This is a genomic window from Longimicrobium sp., assembly GCF_036399255.1.
Lineage (GTDB): Bacteria > Gemmatimonadota > Gemmatimonadetes > Longimicrobiales > Longimicrobiaceae > Longimicrobium.
In genome coordinates, this window is the sequence record NZ_DASWNM010000077.1 from 1 (window position 1) to 17,175 (window position 17,175).

The 17,175-nt window shown below is 67.9% G+C and carries 12 protein-coding genes and 18 tRNA genes; 26 read left to right on the plus strand and 4 right to left on the minus strand.

What is annotated here, in order from left to right; translation table 11 throughout:
• Positions 1–508 precede the first annotated feature (508 nt).
• The 5 genes from VGC13_RS12580 (at position 509) to VGC13_RS12600 (ending at position 6,607) form a co-directional block, all read left to right on the plus strand.
• Positions 509–1,582, plus strand: a complete 1,074-nt coding sequence (locus VGC13_RS12580; RefSeq protein WP_331125616.1) for an aminopeptidase — start codon at positions 509–511, stop codon at positions 1,580–1,582.
• Positions 1,583–1,914: 332 nt separating this feature from the next.
• Complete coding sequence (locus tag VGC13_RS12585; protein ID WP_331125617.1) at positions 1,915–2,670, plus strand: hypothetical protein; 756 nt, start codon at positions 1,915–1,917, stop codon at positions 2,668–2,670.
• 86 nt (positions 2,671–2,756) lie between these two features.
• A complete protein-coding gene (locus VGC13_RS12590) occupies positions 2,757–2,903 on the plus strand; it encodes a hypothetical protein (RefSeq protein ID WP_331125618.1) in 147 nt (48 codons plus the stop codon).
• Between the two features lie 116 nt (positions 2,904–3,019).
• Positions 3,020–5,515 carry a leucine--tRNA ligase gene (gene leuS, locus VGC13_RS12595; protein WP_331125619.1) on the plus strand — a complete coding sequence of 832 codons (2,496 nt, stop codon included), beginning with the start codon at positions 3,020–3,022 and terminating at the stop codon, positions 5,513–5,515.
• Positions 5,516–5,977: 462 nt separating this feature from the next.
• Positions 5,978–6,607 carry a hypothetical protein gene (locus VGC13_RS12600; RefSeq protein WP_331125620.1) on the plus strand — a complete coding sequence of 210 codons (630 nt, stop codon included), beginning with the start codon at positions 5,978–5,980 and terminating at the stop codon, positions 6,605–6,607.
• A gap of 566 nt (positions 6,608–7,173) precedes the next feature.
• Here VGC13_RS12600 and VGC13_RS12605 read toward each other — a convergent pair.
• Positions 7,174–8,337: a rhomboid family intramembrane serine protease gene (locus VGC13_RS12605; RefSeq protein ID WP_331125621.1), complete on the minus strand. Its 1,164-nt coding sequence runs from the start codon at positions 8,335–8,337 to the stop codon at positions 7,174–7,176.
• 255 nt (positions 8,338–8,592) lie between these two features.
• Between VGC13_RS12605 and VGC13_RS12610 the strand changes: the two genes are divergently transcribed.
• The 18 genes from VGC13_RS12610 (at position 8,593) to VGC13_RS12695 (ending at position 10,523) form a co-directional block, all read left to right on the plus strand.
• Positions 8,593–8,666, plus strand: a tRNA-Met gene (locus VGC13_RS12610).
• A 50-nt stretch (positions 8,667–8,716) separates the two neighbouring features.
• Positions 8,717–8,789 (plus strand) — tRNA-Phe (locus VGC13_RS12615).
• A 13-nt stretch (positions 8,790–8,802) separates the two neighbouring features.
• Positions 8,803–8,875: transfer RNA gene (locus tag VGC13_RS12620), tRNA-Trp, on the plus strand.
• 63 nt (positions 8,876–8,938) lie between these two features.
• A tRNA-Thr gene (locus tag VGC13_RS12625) sits at positions 8,939–9,011 on the plus strand.
• A 6-nt stretch (positions 9,012–9,017) separates the two neighbouring features.
• Positions 9,018–9,089 (plus strand) — tRNA-Glu (locus VGC13_RS12630).
• A 19-nt stretch (positions 9,090–9,108) separates the two neighbouring features.
• Positions 9,109–9,181 (plus strand) — tRNA-Gly (locus tag VGC13_RS12635).
• 53 nt (positions 9,182–9,234) lie between these two features.
• Positions 9,235–9,308, plus strand: a tRNA-Asp gene (locus tag VGC13_RS12640).
• Between the two features lie 69 nt (positions 9,309–9,377).
• Positions 9,378–9,450: transfer RNA gene (locus VGC13_RS12645), tRNA-Ala, on the plus strand.
• 5 nt (positions 9,451–9,455) lie between these two features.
• Positions 9,456–9,539 (plus strand) — tRNA-Tyr (locus VGC13_RS12650).
• A gap of 12 nt (positions 9,540–9,551) precedes the next feature.
• Positions 9,552–9,625, plus strand: a tRNA-Val gene (locus VGC13_RS12655).
• Positions 9,626–9,721: 96 nt separating this feature from the next.
• Positions 9,722–9,794, plus strand: a tRNA-Ala gene (locus tag VGC13_RS12660).
• A gap of 17 nt (positions 9,795–9,811) precedes the next feature.
• Positions 9,812–9,883: transfer RNA gene (locus tag VGC13_RS12665), tRNA-Thr, on the plus strand.
• A 44-nt stretch (positions 9,884–9,927) separates the two neighbouring features.
• Positions 9,928–10,000 (plus strand) — tRNA-Gly (locus VGC13_RS12670).
• A 29-nt stretch (positions 10,001–10,029) separates the two neighbouring features.
• Positions 10,030–10,102 (plus strand) — tRNA-Gln (locus VGC13_RS12675).
• 43 nt (positions 10,103–10,145) lie between these two features.
• Positions 10,146–10,232: transfer RNA gene (locus VGC13_RS12680), tRNA-Ser, on the plus strand.
• Positions 10,233–10,241: 9 nt separating this feature from the next.
• Positions 10,242–10,327 (plus strand) — tRNA-Ser (locus VGC13_RS12685).
• A gap of 17 nt (positions 10,328–10,344) precedes the next feature.
• Positions 10,345–10,418 (plus strand) — tRNA-Pro (locus tag VGC13_RS12690).
• Positions 10,419–10,440: 22 nt separating this feature from the next.
• A tRNA-Ser gene (locus VGC13_RS12695) sits at positions 10,441–10,523 on the plus strand.
• A 385-nt stretch (positions 10,524–10,908) separates the two neighbouring features.
• Here VGC13_RS12695 and VGC13_RS12700 read toward each other — a convergent pair.
• The 3 genes from VGC13_RS12700 to VGC13_RS12710 all read right to left on the minus strand — a co-directional run bounded on the left by VGC13_RS12700 (position 10,909) and on the right by VGC13_RS12710 (position 12,407).
• Positions 10,909–11,343 carry a hypothetical protein gene (locus VGC13_RS12700; protein WP_331125622.1) on the minus strand — a complete coding sequence of 145 codons (435 nt, stop codon included), beginning with the start codon at positions 11,341–11,343 and terminating at the stop codon, positions 10,909–10,911.
• A 221-nt stretch (positions 11,344–11,564) separates the two neighbouring features.
• Entirely contained in the window at positions 11,565–11,786 is a 222-nt protein-coding gene (locus VGC13_RS12705) for a hypothetical protein (protein WP_331125623.1), read from the minus strand.
• Complete coding sequence (locus tag VGC13_RS12710) at positions 11,787–12,407, minus strand: hypothetical protein (protein ID WP_331125624.1); 621 nt, start codon at positions 12,405–12,407, stop codon at positions 11,787–11,789.
• A gap of 179 nt (positions 12,408–12,586) precedes the next feature.
• Between VGC13_RS12710 and VGC13_RS12715 the strand changes: the two genes are divergently transcribed.
• The 3 genes from VGC13_RS12715 (at position 12,587) to VGC13_RS12725 (ending at position 16,930) form a co-directional block, all read left to right on the plus strand.
• Positions 12,587–13,414, plus strand: a complete 828-nt coding sequence (locus VGC13_RS12715) for an AAA family ATPase (RefSeq protein WP_331125625.1) — start codon at positions 12,587–12,589, stop codon at positions 13,412–13,414.
• Between the two features lie 528 nt (positions 13,415–13,942).
• Positions 13,943–15,400 (plus strand): S8 family serine peptidase, encoded by a 1,458-nt coding sequence (locus VGC13_RS12720; RefSeq protein WP_331125626.1) that lies wholly within the window; start codon positions 13,943–13,945, stop codon positions 15,398–15,400.
• Positions 15,401–15,487: 87 nt separating this feature from the next.
• Positions 15,488–16,930 carry a S8 family serine peptidase gene (locus tag VGC13_RS12725; protein ID WP_331125627.1) on the plus strand — a complete coding sequence of 481 codons (1,443 nt, stop codon included), beginning with the start codon at positions 15,488–15,490 and terminating at the stop codon, positions 16,928–16,930.
• Positions 16,931–17,175 lie beyond the last annotated feature (245 nt).

Consider the following 17,175-nt stretch of genomic DNA (forward strand, 5'->3'; position numbering starts at 1 on the left):
GCCGCTTGATCCACACAGGTGTGGAGAAGTCGACTTCGGAGGATGCGCTCAGACGCACGATCTCGACGTGGGGATACTGCGGAGGACCCCCAAATCCGCGGCATCCGCCGCCGCTCCGGACTTTTTAGACCGGACTCAGCGATGATTTCCTGAGGGAGCGCACCACGTGCGACCCGATTCCACACAACCGCCCGCGCGCGACCGAAGGACCTGCTCTCCGGCGGGACGGGGCCGGCTTCATGCCGCGGGACCAGCCCCTCGGTTTGTGCCAGCGAGGTCCTTCGGTCGGCTCCAGGGCGCCAGGGTGCAGTGTACAGGCGGGTTCCAGGCGGCGCCTCCCTCAGGAAGTCGATCACGCTGGGAGGGTTGGCAACACCCTCTTGAAGGCAGGGCGGGCACGGTCGTCCGCCCAGGCTCGCAAGCCGGCCGTGACCGCGGGGCCGCCATCGGCTACATTCCGGGCTCGCCGCCGCGCGCGGCAGGTTTTCCATCTTCCGCATTCATCCTGATGATCCGAACCTGGCGCACGTTCGCGCTCCTGCTCGCGGCGGGACTGGCGGCATCTGCCTGCTCGCCCACGTACGTGCTGCGGGCCGCGTGGGAAGAGGGCAAGATCCTCAACGCCCGCAAGCCCATCGCGCGCATCGTGCAGGACACCGCGACGGACTGGGAAACGCGCGACAAGCTGCTGCTGGTGCTGCAGGCCCGGCAGTTCGCCGCCGATTCGCTGCGGCTGAACGCGGGCAACAGCTACACGCTGTTCTCGCGCGTGGAAAGCGACACGCTGGTGATGGTGCTTTCCGCCGCCTACAAGGACCGCTTCGAGCCCCACACCTGGTGGTTCCCCATCGTGGGCCGGGTGCCGTACAAGGGCTTCTTCGACCTGGACGACGCGCTCAGGGCGCAGCGGCGGCTGGAGTCGCAGGGGTACGACACGTATCTACGCCCCTCGGCCGCGTTCAGCACCCTGGGCTGGTTCAACGACCCGCTGCTGAGCACGCTGCTGCGCTACGACCGCGTGTCGCTGGCCAACACCGTCGTCCACGAGATCTTCCACAACACCTTTTACGCCCCCGGGCAGGCCGTCTTCAACGAGACGCTGGCGAACTTCGTGGGCGGCCGCGGCGCCATCGAGTTCTTCTGCCGCCGCGACGGCGTGGAATCCGAGACGTGCCGGGCGGCCACGGGCGCGTGGCACGACGACCTGCTGTTCGGCGAGTTCCTGGGCGGGCTGGTGGATGACCTGCGTACGCTGTACGCCCGCACCGACCTTTCGCCGGGGCAGAAGGTGCGGGAGCGCGAGGCCGTCTTCACCGCGGCGCAGCGGCGCTTCGCGGACGAGGTACGGCCGCGGCTGCGGGTGGATACCTTCGCCTCCTTTACCCGCGACCCGCTGAACAACGCCACGCTCATCTCGCGGCACATCTACTACGACCGGCTGCAGCTGTTCGAGCGGGTGTACGAGTCGCGGGACCGGGACTTTACGCGGGCGATGAACGACATCGTCGCCGCGGCCCGAAGCAACAAGGCCGATCCCTACGCCGCCGTGCAGGCCCTGCTCACCCCCGCGGGAGGTGGATGACGCGCGGATGGCCGACCGTCGTCGTCACCCGCGGACCACCGCGAGCACTGCCGCCGCGGCGTGGCGGACGGCGGACTGTGCGCGTGACCACCGGCGCCTGACCCCGAGCAGAGATCCGCGGCTGGCGGTGGGGGATCGCTCCTATTCGGCAAGCGTTCGCATGAGTTGTGGGGCGGCTCCGGAGTGTACATCTTAGCCGAAGCCCAGACGCCACCAGCACGTTGAGGGCGCACCGCACCGGGAGTGTGGTGCCATATGCATCAGAGCCGCCGGCGCATTCCGCGCCGGCGGCTCTCTGCTGTCTGGAATCCACCTCTGCACCGGAGCCTGCCATGGGACACATCCCCGGCCGCAAGAAGGAGCGGTTCTACGAGAAGAAGCACATCGTCGAGCTGATCGCCGTTCTCCCTCCCCTGGTCACCGCGGCGGTCGGGGCACTGGTGAACCTGGCGGATCCGGCCAAACGCACCCTCGGCTGGTGGCTTGCCGGTGCGACGGCGTGGCTCGTGCTGGCGAGCGTCGTCAAGGTGCTGCACGCCCACGCGCAGGACCGTGAGCGCAAGCGCATGGAGGAGCACAGTGGACTGCGGGGTGCGCTTTGGGTACTTTATGAAGCCATCCGCAACGCCGCCGGCCTGGAGAAGGTGGGCGATGGAACGCTCCGCGTGACGATCCACCGGGTGGTGCCGCCGAAGAAAAAGAGCGCGCCAGCGGAGCTGCTGGAGCAGCTGCTGCCCTATATCGGTGGGAAGGGAGGACCACCGGACCGGGTCTTCTCCATCCGTTGCGGCGTCATCGGAAAGGCCGTGCGGGAGAAGGGAGTAATCGCCACCTCCCGCAAAAGTGCCGACTACGCAGAGTTTGTGAAGGAGCTTGTGGGCAGCTGGGCATACACGGAAGAAGAGGCGAGGGCGTTGAGCGCCGATCGCCATGCGTGGATGGGTGTACCGATCCTGAGTGTGGACCTGGTGCCCGTGGCGGTGGTATATCTCGACTCCAGCGTCTCTGGATTCTTTACCGCCGAGCTACAGCAGCTGGTGATGAACGCGTGCAGCGGGATCGCCGACTACATCGTGGAGGCATACTGACCATGAACGATCCGGCGACGAACGGAGACGGTGCCGCCAAGGGGCGAGCGTTGCCCCAGCCCATCGTGATTTCCAGACCGGGCGCGGTGCTTCACACGACGATCATCCCGCTGGAGGGCGAGCTCAGGGACAGCCTGACCACCACCGTCAAGTGGATCGGGCTGCCGCTGGACGACGATCCGCCCAGACGGCGATGGTGGGAGCGCCTGGCCTGGGCGTGGCGGGGGTTGTAAATCCGCGTCGTACATGGCAGTTTTACCGGTAGAGCCGTCGGCCGCGTCACGCGCCCGGCGGCTCGCGTGTCACTGTCCGTGATCCGTCCCGATCATCAGACTCGATTGGCGTTTCCATGAGCACGACCGACGCGACCCACGTCACCGCCAGCTACCACCCCGCCGAAGTAGAGCGGAAGTGGCAGCAGCGCTGGGATGAGCAGGGCACCAACGCCTGGACCGCCGAGCGGCTTCGGTCCGCGGACAAGCCCTTCTACAACCTGATGATGTTCCCGTACCCCAGCGCCGAGGGGCTGCACGTGGGGAACATCTACGCGTTCACCGGCGCCGACATCTTCGGCCGCTTCAAGCGCCTGCAGGGGCACCAGGTGTTCGAGCCCATCGGCTTCGACGCGTTCGGAATCCATTCCGAGAACTTCGCGCTCAAGCAGGGCATCAACCCCATGGAGCTCATCCCCCGCAACGTGGAGCGCTTTACCAAGCAGCTGCGCCGCGTGGGGCTGATGTACGACTGGGACCACACGGTCGACACCACGCGCCCCGAGTACTACAAGTGGACGCAGTGGATCTTCCTGCAGCTGTACAAGGCGGGGCTGGCGGAGAAGAAGGAGGCGCCCGTCAACTGGTGCCCCAGCTGCAACACGGTGCTGGCCAACGAGCAGGTGATCGGCGGGCTGTGCGAGCGGTGCGACACGCCCGTGGAGATGCGCTTCCTGTCGCAGTGGTTCTTCAAGATCACCAACTACGCCGGGCGGCTGCTGGAAAACCTCAAGACGCTGGACTGGTCCGACACCACCCGCAAGGCGCAGGAAAACTGGATCGGCCGCAGCGAGGGCGCCGAGCTGCAGTTTCCCATCGCCCGGCCAAAGGTGGCGGACGACCGGCACGCCTCCGTCGAGATCCAGGCGGAAAAGCCGGTGATCCGCGTCTTCACTACGCGGCCCGACACCGTGTTCGGCGCCACGTACATGGTGCTGGCCCCCGAGCACCCGCTGGTGGAGCAGGTGACCACGGAGGCGCAGCGGGCGGCGGTGGACGAGTACCGCCGCCAGGCGTCGGCGCAGGACCTGGTCACGCGCAAGAAGACCGACAAGACCAAGACCGGCGTGTGGACGGGCGGTTACGCCGTCAATCCGGCCACGAAGCAGGAGGTCCCCGTCTGGATCGCCGACTACGTGCTGATGGAGTACGGCACGGGCGCCATCATGGCCGTGCCGGGCCACGACGAGCGCGACTTCGAGTTCGCGCGCCAGTTCGACCTTCCCATCGTCCGCGTGGTGGCGGGCGAGGGGGATGATGGAGATACGCCGCTGGACCAGGCGTACACCGGGCCGGGCCGGCTGGTGAACTCCGGGCGGTTCGACGGGATGGAGGTGGTGGAGGCGAAGCGCGCGGCCACCGGGTGGCTGGCGGAGATGGGGCTGGGCGAGCAGCGCATCAACTACCGCCTGCACGACTGGACCATCAGCCGGCAGCGCTACTGGGGCCCGCCCATCCCCATCCTGTACTGCGACGCGTGCGGCATCGTCCCGGTGCCCGAGGACCAGCTTCCCGTGGAGCTGCCCTTCATCAACGACTACAAGCCCGACGCGTCCGGCATCTCGCCGCTGGCGCGGCACGAGGAGTGGTACCGGACGACGTGCCCCTCGTGCGGCGGCGAAGCGCGGCGCGAGACGGACGTGAGCGACACCTTCCTGGACAGCGCGTGGTACTTCTTGCGCTACCCGTCCACGGACCACGACGCGGTGCCGTTCGATCCGCAGATCACGAAGCGGTGGCTGCCGGTGGACAGCTACATCGGCGGCAACGAGCACGCGGTGCTGCACCTGCTGTACGCGCGCTTCGTGACCATGGCGCTCAAGGACATGGGGCACATCCACTTCGAGGAGCCGTTCACCCGCTTCCGGGCGCACGGGCTCATCGTCAAGGAAGGCTCCAAGATGAGCAAGTCGCGCGGCAACGTGGTGGTGCCCGACGCGTACATCGCCGACTGGGGCGCCGACACCTTCCGCATGTACCTGATGTTCCTGGGCCCGTACCAGGAGGGCGGCGACTTCCGCGACAGCGGGCTGACCGGGCCGTACAACTTTCTCACGCGGCTGTGGGACTCGGTGCTCACCTCGGTGGACCGTCCGCTGGACGCCGCGGTCGAGCAGAAGATGCACGCCACCATCAAGAAGGTGACGGAGGACCTGGAGGCGCTCAGCTACAACACCGCCGTCGCGGCGATGATGGAGTACCTGAACGTGGTGCGCGCCGGCGGCCGCACGCCCGAGCGGGCCGCGGTGGAGCCGCTGGTGACGCTGGTGGCCCCCTTCGCGCCGCACATGGCCGAGGAGCTGTGGGAGCGGCTGGGCCGCGGCGGCTCCGTGTTCGACGAGGCGCGCTGGCCCTCGTTCGACGCGGAGAAGGCGGTGGCCGACACGGTGGAGTTCGTCGTTCAGGTGAACGGCAAGGTGCGCGCGCGGATGCAGATGGCGCGCGGCATTCCCGAAGCCGAGGCGCGCGACGCCGCCTTGGCGGACGAGCACGTGCAGCGGTGGATCGAGGGCAAGCAGGTGCGCAAGACGATCTTCGTCCCCGACCGCCTGCTCAACCTCGTCGTCGGCTGACCCGGCGGACGAGCGGTCTGATGGATGGCGAGCCCCGATCCGGAGATCTCCGGCCGGGGCTCGTCGCGTGACGACATCGTCGATTCGGCACCGCGGGTGCATCGCAGGCGGGGTTTGTCCCGGGCGGCGCCCCCGGGTTGAACAAACCCCGGGTTGAAACCCGGGGCTGGAAATGCCATAAGCCCCGTCTCGGCTCGCTGCGCTCGCTGAACGGGGCTTCACCTGCTCGTCGCCGCCGCGTCCGAGAGTCACGGCGGGATCAGCGGCGGCGTCCGGCACTCGCGACGGATCGTCATTCCGAAGGAGCGCCGCGGAGAACCGCCCTCATCACCGGTGCAGGCGCGCGAGTGAGGAATCTACCGTCGGAAGGCTCGTGACCTGTCGCCGAGTCCGCACCGGCGGTCAGGGACGCCGCCGCGCCTGTGTCCCAGGGGGTGGAGCGCCGCGTGCGGGGGGTGTATTATGCAGAAGGAAGCGATGCACGCGGAGGTGATGATGAACGCGCCCACCGAGGCCCCGCCGGTACAGATGGTCCTGGTCGCCTACCCACCCGCGCCCGCGCGGGTGGGCCTGGTGTACCAGCCGGCGCCCGGGCGCGCGCTCAAGACGGCCGTGTCGCTCGTGCTGTTCTGGGGAGTCGCGCCGTTCACCTTCATCATTCCCCCGCACTACCCGTTTCCCGTGCTGTGTCTGGCCACGGGCGGCTACCTGGCGCACCTGTTCTGGACCGGGCGCTACCGCGTGCGCTGGTTCGTGGGGCAGTGCCCGCGCTGCGGCGCCCACCTGCGCATGCCGCTGGGCGAGCGCATAAGCCTGCCGCACACGGTGCCCTGCCTGGCCTGCCACTTCGAGCCCCTGCTGCAGGTGCAGGAGCCGGCCCAGGCGCCGCCCCCCGAGCCGCTGCGCCACGTCCGCGCCGAGTGCACGGGCGCGTGGACGGAGGAGTGGATGTGGGACGAGCGCTTTCTTGCCTGCGACGCGTGCGGCGCCCGCCGCCCCGCCACCCCCGAGCTGCGCCAGCTGGCCAGCGCCGAGAACGAGCGCGGCGCCCTGCTGCGCCAGCTCGCCGACGAGGGCCGGTTCCTGAGCTGACCTTCGGTCGATACGAGACGCGGAGCCGCGGAGATCCTTCTCCGCGGCTCCTCGTGCGCGATGATGCTCCTCGGTTCCGCCGCATCCCAGCCACGGCACAAGAATGATTCTCATACCAATCCCGCAGTTCATTGTGCACCCAAACTTCTACTGCCGTCTCACGGAAGGCACGGAGAGCACGGAGGAGAAACCTGTCCTCTTGTCTTCCCCGTGTCCTCGGTGTGACGCCGAATCCGGGAAAACAACACCTCATGCGTACAGAGGAACAGAGTCAGACAGAGGAACCAAGATGATATCCTGGCTCGCTTTCTCTGTCTGACTCTGTATCCTCTGTACGATTATTCTTTTTCAGGACCTGGTCTGAGGATGAGACGGCCTGTGGGGAATGCACAATCGGGCTGAGAATCTGGTATCACGCAGAGGGAGCAGAGGACGCAGGGTGGGTTCCTCTGCTGCCTCTGCTCCTGCTCGAGACCAATCTTTTCAGGATCTTCCCGCGCAGACGCAGACGATGGAGAGACGCAGGACGGTGCCGCGCAGGGTGCATGGGGGCGGGGCAGCATGCGTCATCCGCGTGACGGGTCCCACGCCATGGCGATCGCGCCGAACATCGCGCAGAGCAGGATGACCAGCGACACCGTGCCCGCGACGGCGGCCAGCCAGCCGTCGCGGCGCTCCCAGGGCCCGTCGCGCAGCAGCAGCCATCCCGCCCCCGCGCCGGCCAGCAGCCCGCCCAGGTGCGCCCAGTTGTCGATGAACTCGAAGCCGATCACCCCCAGCAGCGCCGTGGCGCCGATCGCGTAGTTCATCCGCCCGCCGAAGTCGTCCGGCAGCTGGCGGGGGCGCAGGCGGGCCATCATCCACAGGAACCCCACCAGCCCCATCACCCCGCCCGACGCGCCCACGGAGGTGCGCGGACTCAGCAGCACGCTCAGCGCGCTGCCGCCGATGACGGAGCAGAGAAACACGGCCGCGACGTGATGGCGCGTGGTGTGGGCCTCCATGATCCGCCCCAGCACCAGCAGCGCCGAGACGTTCATCCACACGTGATACAGGCCGCCGTGCAGCATGGGGCCGGTGAGCATCCGCCACGCCTCGCCGTCCCACACCGCCTGCTTCACCAGCGCCGCCCGGGGGATCGCCTCGTCCATCATGGTGAAGAGAAAGACGACGCACAGCGAGCCCGCGAGCGTCCAGGTGAAGTACCCGGGCTGGCCCTTCGCCCACTCCCAGTGCCGCCGCGCCTGCCGCGCCTGGACGAACACGTCCGGCCGTATCCGCGCCGCCGCCCGGACGCCGTGCAGCGCCAGCCCCAGGTACGCCAGGCCAAACACGGCCATCAGCCCGGGAACGCTGCGCACGCCCAGGTCCCAGCCGACCATCGCCCACACCAGGAACCCCACGGCGGCCGCCGCGAACAGGCCGGTCCACAGCGCGCTCCGCCGGGCCATGCGCACCGCTTCGCGCCGGTGCTCGTCCAGCAGCCCCGGCACGTCCTCCGGCCGCGCGAGGCCGGTGGCGCCGGGGACGTAGACGCCCTCCGTCCAGGGATGCTTCGCCAGATGGGCGGCCAGCTCGCCGCGCTCGCACGGCTCCACCCGCCCTTCCACCAGGTAGCCGTGGCGCGTGGACGCAAAGGCGTGGTGCGGGTGCAGCGGCTCGTCCATGCGCCAGGGCTGCGCGCCCGTGGACGCGCACGGCGGAACGTGCGGCGGGGAAGGATCCTGCATCGGGACGAGGGGATTGACGGTAACCACGCGGCACTCGCCCGGAAGAGGATAGCCCCGGGTGCGGGGCGGCGGCAACGGCGGCGCGGGGTAACGGGATTGCAAATTTGTGTCAAGGGCTTGATAGAATCGAAGATCGGGATATCTTAGTGCCCTTGCCGCGGGGGATGCGCGCGGCGGGCGGTTCCGGTGGCGATGCGAAACATCGCTGCGGGGGTTGACGGATGGAGCCGGTGCCGTTAAATTCAGCGTCCTTGTCGCGGGGTGGAGCAGCCTGGTAGCTCGTCGGGCTCATAACCCGAAGGTCGCGGGTTCGAATCCCGCCCCCGCTATGCACGTCCCCCGCCGCCTGAGCCGGGCGGCTTTTTGTTGGGGGAGCCAGGGCCAGGTAGCTCAGTTGGTAGAGCACACGACTGAAAATCGTGGTGTCGGGGGTTCGATTCCCTCCCTGGCCACCTTGAAAAACGTAGGTCAGTAGCTCAATTGGTAGAGCACCGGTCTCCAAAACCGGCGGTTGGGGGTTCGATTCCCTCCTGGCCTGCTTCCGCGGACGGACCGCGGCGGCGTTTTGAAAACAGACCGGACCGCCAGACCGAGAGGCGGTGCTCGCGTAGCTCAGCCGGCAGAGCACTTCCTTGGTAAGGAAGAGGTCATGGGTTCGAGTCCCATCGCGAGCTTGGGAAGCTCCCATCGTCTATCGGTTAGGACGCTACCCTTTCAAGGTGGAGAGCGGGGTTCGACTCCCCGTGGGAGCGTTGGGCAGGGCAGGATGACGCGGGCATAGCTCAGTTGGTAGAGCGCAACCTTGCCAAGGTTGAGGTCGCCGGTTCGAGCCCGGTTGCCCGCTCTCTGGGGCCGCAGTCGCGACTGCGGGGTACAAGTCACGCGCGAAAAGCACACGGGGCCGTAGCTCAGTCGGTTAGAGTGCCGGACTGTCACTCCGGAGGTCGCGGGTTCGAGTCCCGTCGGCCCCGCTCGCGGCAAGACACCGCGGCAGGATTTTGAAAACACGGGTGGTGATCGCCGCGGGCAGCGCGGCGTCTGGGGCCGTAGCTCAGTTGGGAGAGCGCTTGAATGGCATTCAAGAGGTCAGGGGTTCGATTCCCCTCGGCTCCATTGTCGGTGGGGTACCAGAGCGGCCAAATGGAGCAGACTGTAAATCTGCCGGCGTAATGCCTACGTAGGTTCGAATCCTACCCCCACCACTCGCGGGACACGGGCGGTTAGCTCAGTTGGTTAGAGCGCCACGTTGACATCGTGGAGGTCACAAGTTCGAGTCTTGTACCGCCCACTCGGAAGCAGGGAACAGGTTTTAGGTTACAGCGGGCGGACACGGATGGGGGCGCAGGCTGTTCCCTGTAACCTGTCCCCTGTCACCTCTGGGTTTGGGGCCGTAGCTCAGTTGGGAGAGCGCTGCAATCGCACTGCAGAGGTCAGGGGTTCGATTCCCCTCGGCTCCACTTGCACAAGCCGTGACGCCACCGTAGCTCAGGGGTAGAGCACTCGATTCGTAATCGAGCGGTCGTCGGTTCAAATCCGACCGGTGGCTCTGGTCAAACGGCGGCGGTCACGTTAGATTTGCCGGTCCGGAGCGCGGGAGTAGCTCAGTTGGCAGAGCATCAGCTTCCCAAGCTGAGGGTCGCGGGTTCGAACCCCGTCTCCCGCTCTAGGATGGAAATTGAAAATTCGGGTTGGTGCCCCCTGGTGTAATTGGCAACACGCCTGACTCTGACTCAGGAAAGTCCAGGTTCGATCCCTGGGGGGGCAATGGAGGGGCGCGCGCGGAGGGCTGACCGCGTGCGCGCCGGTTTGGAGAGGTGGGTGAGTGGCTAAAACCAACGGTTTGCTAAACCGTCCTGCCCAAAAGGCAGACGCGGGTTCGAATCCCGCCCTCTCCGCTCCGTCTTGGACCGGTGTCCGAGCGGCTTAAGGAGCACGATTGGAAATCGTGTGGGGTCAAAAGCCCTCGTGGGTTCGAATCCCACCCGGTCCGCTCCGTGGGTAGTACTTCGGGACGTGGCTCAGCCCGGTAGAGCACTCGCTTCGGGAGCGAGGGGTCGCCGGTTCAAATCCGGCCGTCCCGACCTGTGTGTCGGAAAGATCGTTGGAGGCGTAGTCTAACTGGTAAGGCACCGCACTCGAAATGCGGCGGGCGCAAGCCTTTGGGGGTTCGAGTCCCTCCGCCTCCGTTTGCGTTGTCCATTCGGAAACGAGCCCCGGCTCCTCTCGCGAGGAGCCGGGGCTTTTTTCGTTCCGGGCCGCCACGCGCTGGATTCTTCGTCCTGTATCCGGCTCCGCGGCGGTGAAGCCGTTCCCATCGCGCCTGCCGATTCCGTCATACTGATATGATCCTGAAAAAGAATGATCGTACAGAGGAACAGAGTCAGACAGAGGAAGTGAGCTGAACTCTCGTCTTGGTTCCTCTGTCTGACTCTGTTCCTCTGTACCCATAAAGGTGTTGTTTTCCCGGATCCCGTATCAGTATCAGAAGAATGGTTTCACGCAGAGGGAGCAGAGAAAACCACTCCGCCGCCTCTCCTCTGCGCGAAACAAGTCTTCATCGCGGATTGGGGATCAGGCCCCGCCCGGATTGCCGGAATTCTGCGTGGACGGAGGCGCACACGTGGCCGCCAGCGCCTCGGCGTGGCCCAGGGCCTCGCTGCTCGGTCCAAAGGTCCGCGTGGAGCCGTTCACCATCTTGTACGCCGACACGCTGATCCGCAGGGTGTTCGCGGCGTGCGCAACGAGGATGTAGTCACCATCCGTCGGGCGCCCCACGCCCGGAATGATCGCCGCCGCGCGCTGGCCCGTGTTGGTGCCGCGGAACCGGTCGAACTTGACGTAGCCGTCGGCGACGCCGCCCTGGATCGGGTTGTAGCCGAGCCCGGCCATCGTGCGGAGCGCGCATTCCAGGGCGCCCGCCGGCGCGGGGGAGGAGTACACACGCGGGGCGTTCGAAGCACAGCCGGCGAGCATGGCGGCGGCGAGTACAGGGATGAATATACGCATTTCAGTGTTGCTCCATGGAAAGTTGGCGATTCCGTGCGGCGTTGCGCCTGCACGGATGTTCCGCCACGCAAGAAGCGGCGCTCACGCGCGCTGCCGGGCGCCCGCAAGCCTTTGGTGCTAAAGCCCTTCCGCGCCGATTGCGGTGTTCGTACACCGAAAAGCCCCGGCTTCTCGCGAGAGGAGCCGGGGCTTTTGCGTGAGGACCGTTCCGCCTTGATGGGCTACGGGCGCGGGCGGGGGCGCGGGTTCACGCGCACGTCGCCGCCGGGCGGGCGGCGCGGCGGAACGGCGCTGGGGCGCGGCGTCTCGTACACGGCGACGGCGTAGTGGCAGGGCGACTGCGCGCACGTGGCCATCACCGCCTCCACTTCGAGCGTGCCGTCGCGAGACGGGGTCAGCTGCACCGTGGCGTACTCCTCGGGCTGCAGGTCCTGCGCGACCACCTAGCCGCCATCCAGCACGCGCAGGTTCAGGTCCGTGCAGTCGCCGTCGCACACGGCCACCAGGGTGTAGCGCAGGCCGCCCTCCAGTTGCAGCGAAGCGCGCGCGGTGGTGCCATCCGCCGTCTTCGACAGCCACAGGTGGTGTGTGGGCGTCTGCAGCCCCAGCGACGCCTTCATCTCGTCCAGCCGCTGAAACACGGTGCGGTCGTACGGGTCCAGCATGGTGAACGCGGCCGCGGGGGTGCCTTCCGACGGAACCTCCGGCTGGGCAGGCGGGCCGACCCGCTGGTAGGTCGTCGTGTTGCTGGCGCTGCCAAAGCCGCTGGGGCACTCCAGGCGCGTGCCGTACTCCGTGATCACGTACCCGTCCGAAAGCCGGCTGAGCTCGCTGCATACGGTGATGGTGTCGCCGGGCATGCGGATGGTGAAGGTGTTGTACGATGCGCCGAACTCGCTGGGGCAGTTGATTCTGCTGCTGGTCGCGACGATCACGTACCCCGCGGGAACGGGCTGCCCGCTGCACATCTGCACGGCGGGCTGCGCCAGCGCGGTGGCGGGGCGGGCGAGCGCGCCCCCCACCGGCAGAAGGGTGATGAGGACGATCTGGAGAGACAGTCGCATTCGTCGGGGCCGGATGGGGGATGGGATGCGGGAGGACGACGGCGGGTCCGTGCGCTCCCGAGGTCGCGGGCGGGGCGCGCGCAAGGTAATGTTGATCCGCGGCGCACTGCCAGCGCGCTGCGCGGCCCGCCCGGATGCGGGCCGGCGTGGTACCGCGAAGCACCCTGAACGATCCATCCATGCGACGCTCCGTCATCCCCTTCGTCCGCGCGCTGCGGCTGCGGCGCGACCGCGTGCCCTCGTTCGGGCGCTATCCGTTCTCGCTGCCGGCGGTGCGCGAGCTGGACGAGCTGAAGCTGGTGGAGGGCGGCGTCACCTTTTTCGCGGGGGAGAACGGCACGGGCAAGAGCACGCTGCTGGAGGCGGTCGCCGTGCGGCTGGGGTTCAACCCCGAGGGCGGATCGGACGACCTGCGCTTTGCGACGGTATCGGACGCGCACTCCGGGCTGAGCGACTACGTGGAGCTGGTGCCGGGGCGCGGGATGGCGGAGGACGGGTTCTTCGTGCGGACGGAGGGGCTGTTCAACCTGGCCACGGAGATCGACCGGCAGGACGAGGAGATGGAGGCCATCGCCCGCGAGGTCAAGAAGCGCTCGGGGGTGGTGATGACGGGATACCGGCCCATGAACGTGCGCTACGGCGGCGGCCGCTCGCTGCACCAGCAGTCGCACGGCGAGGCCATGCTGGCGCTGCTGAACAACCGGCTGCACGGCGGGGGCATCTACCTGATGGACGAGCCGGAGACGGCCCTTTCGCCCCTGCGCCAGCTGGCGCTGCTTTCGGTGATGCACCGGCTGGTGCGCGGCGGCTCGCAGCTGCTGATCGCCACCCACTCGCCCATCCTGCTGGCGTACCCCGGCGCGCGCATCTACCGCTTTGGAGACGAGGGGATCGAGGAGGTGGAGTTCGAAGAAACGGAGGCCTACACCGTCACCCGTGACTTCCTGGACCACCGCGAGCGCTCCCTGCGCACCCTGTTCAGCGACGCCGACGACGAGGAGGAGTAGTCCCCGTCCCGGAAGATCCTCGATGCGGAGGCCGAAGGACGCCGCATGGGATCTCCGCGTTGCGCCGGAGCCTCCGCGTGGGCGTTCTGCGGCGAGATCGCTCCGTATGAGGCATTATGGTCTCCCTTGTTTCCTCATTATGGTGAGATGCTTCACCAAAACGAGAAGGAGGCTTGCACCATTATGGTGAATAGGAGTGTAGCTCTCCTCCTTCTGCTGCACTTCGGACGCTCCCCGTCCATCGTACGAACGCGCTGAATCACACTCCCCGGCATTTTGCCTGAGGGGCTGCGCGAGGGGTGAGGTCCCGCCGGTCCAACATCATCCCCCACAATCGGTTACGCCGGGCGCCGCCGCCGCGGATGCCGCCGTTCCACGCGTGTGTGGCCCATCCGGAAATCCGGAGTTATGGGTGCATGGCACGCGTGGTCCGAGCGTTCGTTCGGGAATGGACCCCTGTTTGCCTTTTCCGGGGCCGACTCCCAGCAAGGCTCATCTGCTCATAAAAACATCGTGGAGGACGGAACCATGAAGCGTTGGATCGCACTTGCCGCATGTGTGCTTACCGTGGCGGCCTGCCAGGACCAGTCGGGCCCCGTGGCGGCCGCCCCCCAGGCGCAGCCCGCCCAGCTGCTGGGCCTGGGCACGACCGTAAAGATCGACCCGGTGCTCCGCAACCTGGTGAACCTGGCCAGCCCCACCCAGCAGCTTGGCGTGCTGGTGACCTTCGACGAGAGCGCCACCAACAGCACCGCGGTCGCCACGGCGATCACCGCCCTGGGCGCGCCGATCGTCAAGTTCAAGAACCTGCCGATCGTGTTCGCGCTGGCCAACCCGGCGCAGGTCCTTTCCATCAGCACCCAGCCGGGCATCGTTTCGCTGTACAGCAACAAGCAGCTCAGCTACCACCTGGCCGAGAGCACCCGCGCCGTCCGCGCCGACGTGGCCTGGAACACGGGCTACACGGGCAAGGGCGTGGGCATCGCCATCCTGGACTCGGGCGTGGACGGCCTGTACAACTCGGGGCTGGAGTACGGCACCAAGACGGTGCACAACGTGAAGATGGCGGCCGACCTGGCCGACATCGTGACGCTTGACCCCACCCTGCCGGCGCCGGGCGGCGCGCTGTTCGTGAACAACGTGCCCAACAGCGAGACCAGCACGGGGCACGGCACGCACGTGGCCGGCATCGCCGCGGGCAACGGCAGCAGCAGCACCAACGGCTACTACAAGGGCGTGGCGCCCGACGCCAAGATCATCGGCATCGGCGCGGGCGACATCCTGTTCGTCTTCTGGGTGCTGGCGGGGATGGACTACCTGCTGGACGTCCGCGAGCAGTACAACGTCCAGGTGGTGAACCACTCGTGGGGCACCGAGGGCGCGTACGACCCGGCCGACCCCACCAACGTGGCCACCAAGAAGCTGTACGACGCGGGGATCGCGGTGGTGTTCGCGGCCGGCAACAGCGGCCCGGGCGAGAACACGCTGAACCCGTACAGCGCGGCGCCGTGGGTGATCTCGGTGGCGGCGGGCTGCAAGATGGGAATCCTGCCGGACCCGACGAGCTCGGCGGCGCAGTGCGCGGACGGCCGCAACAGCATCCTGGCCGACTTCTCGTCGCGCGGCATCAACGGCGACCCGCTGGTGCACCCCGACATCACGGCGCCGGGCGTGAACATCGTCTCCACCCGCGCGGCCATGGGCGCGGTGATGAACGGCGCCGACCTGCCCTCGGACCTGCTGGACTGCAACATCAGCACGCAGCACTTCGCCTACTACACCTGCGCCGGCGGCACCTCGATGGCGGCGCCCCACGTGGCGGGCGTGATCGCCCTGATGGAAGAGGCCTCCAAGGGGCAGCTGACCCCCGCCCAGGCGTACAACGGCATCATCCGCACGGCCCGCCCGCTCTCCGGGTACGCGCAGTGGGAGGTGGGCGCCGGGTTCCTGGACGCCTACGCCGCCGCTCGCTACGTCCGCCGCTGAGCAGCGCCTGAACGGAAACGAACCGGAAACGGGCTGGCCGCGCCGCGGCCAGCCTTCCGCACACCGACACCATCGCCGCATCGAGCCATGAAGCGCCTTTTCCTTTTACCCGCGCTGCTGGCGGGGCTGGCCGCCTGCCAGGACTTCGACAACGCCGCGGCGCCGGGCCGCGCATCGCTGGCGCTCTCGGGCGTGTCGGCGCGCATCGACCCGGAGCTCACCGCGGCGCTGGCCTCGACGCCGGCGGCCACCCCGCTGGTGGTGATCGTGAACTTCGACCCGGCGCGGACCTCGTCGGGCACGCTGTCCTCGGCGCTGCAGGGGATGGGCGCGGGGGTCATGCGGTTCAAGCACCTGTCGATGGTGGCCGCCACGGTGCTGCCGGCGCAGGTGGCGTCCATCGCGGCCCTGCCGGGGGTGCAGGGGGTGTACGACAACGGGACGGAGCGGCTGCTGCTGAAGGAGAGCGTGCAGTCCATCCGCGCCGACGTGGCGTACTCCGCCGGCTACACGGGGGCCGGGGTGGGCGTGGCCATCATGGACAGCGGCATCAACGGCCTGAACGCCGACGTGGGCTACCCTGCCAAGACGGTGGCCAACGTGAAGTTCGTGGCCAATTTCGGCGACGTGGTCGAGGACGGCGGCACGCCCACGGTGGGCGGCGAGCTGTTCGTGGAGAACGTGGCCAACACCGACAACACCAGCGGGCACGGCACCCACGTGGCCGGCATCGTGGCGGGCACGGGCGCCAGCACCCATGGGGCGTACCGCGGGGTGGCACCGGGCGCGCACCTGGTGGGGCTGTCGGTGGGCGAGGGGCTGAGCATCGTGAACGTTTCGGTGCTGCAGGCCACGGACTGGCTGATCGAGAACGCGCGGCGCTACAACGTGCAGGTGGTGAACTGCTCGTGGGGCAGCAACGGCGAGTTCGATCCGGCCGACCCGGTGAACGAGGCCATGTCGGCGCTGCACGACGCGGGGATCACGGTGGTGTTCGCGGCGGGGAACGAGGGGCCGGCCGAGAACACGCTCAACCGGCGCAGCGTGAACCCCGACGTGATCAGCGTGGCGGCGGCGTGCAAGGTGAACGTGCTGGTGGATCCCAGCAACTCGCAGTCGCAGTGCAACGACGGCCGCGGCCGCATCGTCGCCGACTTCTCGTCGCGCGGCATTCCCGGCGACGCGCTGTGGCACCCCGACATCACGGCGCCGGGGGTACGCATCGTCTCCACGCGCTCGTACGGCTCGGCGATGACGGGGCTGGACGCGCCGTCGGACCTGCAGCAGTGCAACATCGGCATCCAGAACCTGGCCAACTACACCTGCGCCTCGGGAACGTCGATGGCCAGCCCGCACATCGCGGGGGTGGCGGCGCTGATGGAGCAGGCGTCGGGCGGAAGCATTACCCCCGACCAGACGCTGGCGGTGCTGCGCGCCACGGCCCGGCCGCTGGCCGGGTACGCGGAGTGGGAGGTTGGCGCCGGCTACGCGGACGCCTACGCGGCGGCCCGCGCGGCGCGGGCGTACTGACGGCGCGTGGGTGTGGAGTGCGCAGGCGTGCGGCGGAGCCCTCCGCCGTGCGCTTCCTCCAGAGGTTCCCGTACCTGCAGGTGAGTCCCATCGCTGTTGAGTCATTCGGCACGCCGGTTACGTAACGGGCTCCGCACCCACGCACCGGGTCCCCCTCTCCGCGACAAGCGGGGAGGGGGATCGGGTTTTGGGGGATGGAGGGGCTCTCCCGCTCGTTCCTGGCGGAGAGGGGGAATTCGATCGCG

Coding starts and splice junctions, on each gene's coding strand:
- VGC13_RS12600 (WP_331125620.1), top strand. CDS start 5,978: ATGCAGAAGGAAGCGATGCACGCGGAGGTGATGATGAACGCGCCCACC.
- VGC13_RS12580 (WP_331125616.1), top strand. CDS start 509: ATGATCCGAACCTGGCGCACGTTCGCGCTCCTGCTCGCGGCGGGACTG.
- VGC13_RS12725 (WP_331125627.1), top strand. CDS start 15,488: ATGAAGCGCCTTTTCCTTTTACCCGCGCTGCTGGCGGGGCTGGCCGCC.
- VGC13_RS12605 (WP_331125621.1), bottom strand. CDS start 8,337: ATGCAGGATCCTTCCCCGCCGCACGTTCCGCCGTGCGCGTCCACGGGC.
- VGC13_RS12710 (WP_331125624.1), bottom strand. CDS start 12,407: ATGCGACTGTCTCTCCAGATCGTCCTCATCACCCTTCTGCCGGTGGGG.
- VGC13_RS12720 (WP_331125626.1), top strand. CDS start 13,943: ATGAAGCGTTGGATCGCACTTGCCGCATGTGTGCTTACCGTGGCGGCC.
- VGC13_RS12700 (WP_331125622.1), bottom strand. CDS start 11,343: ATGCGTATATTCATCCCTGTACTCGCCGCCGCCATGCTCGCCGGCTGT.
- leuS (WP_331125619.1), top strand. CDS start 3,020: ATGAGCACGACCGACGCGACCCACGTCACCGCCAGCTACCACCCCGCC.
- VGC13_RS12715 (WP_331125625.1), top strand. CDS start 12,587: ATGCGACGCTCCGTCATCCCCTTCGTCCGCGCGCTGCGGCTGCGGCGC.
- VGC13_RS12585 (WP_331125617.1), top strand. CDS start 1,915: ATGGGACACATCCCCGGCCGCAAGAAGGAGCGGTTCTACGAGAAGAAG.